The sequence below is a fragment of the Streptomyces sp. HSW2009 genome (assembly GCF_040240285.1).
Lineage (GTDB): Bacteria > Actinomycetota > Actinomycetes > Streptomycetales > Streptomycetaceae > Streptomyces.
On record NZ_JBEHZD010001156.1, the window covers coordinates 1 to 445 of the forward strand.

The following is a 445-nucleotide window of genomic DNA, read 5'->3' on the forward strand; positions in this document are numbered from 1 at the left end:
GGGCAGGTCATCACGCTCAACCGGGTCTCCGGCACCACCCGCCGCGACCTGTGGCCGGCCGGCCGCGGGCCGTCGGCGACCGTGCAGGTCGGCAACACCGACGACTGGCTGATCGCCATCGCCGCCGGGCGTGCCGTCGGCGTGAGCACCACCGCCACCGCCGATCTGCACACCTACCCGGGCGTCAGCTACCGCCCGCTGGTCGACGCCCCGCCGGTGCCGGTCCTGCTGGCCTGGACCGACCCGCCCAGCCATCCGGCCGTGCCCGATCTGGTCGCCCTCGCGCGCGAGGTCATCGGACAGCCACCGCCCGCACGACCAGCCACGGCGCCACCCGTCGCAGAGCCGCCAGCCGCAGCGCCACCAGCGGCGCCGATCGCCGGACCGTCCGGAGGGCCGACCGCCGAACCACTCACGGGGCCACCCGCCGAGCCATCCACCGAAC

General features: G+C 76.4%; 1 pseudogene. It reads left to right on the forward strand.

The annotated features are described in order from the left end of the window. A pseudogene (locus tag AAHZ94_RS35010) lies at positions 1 to 445 on the forward strand (hypothetical protein); the annotation flags it as partial.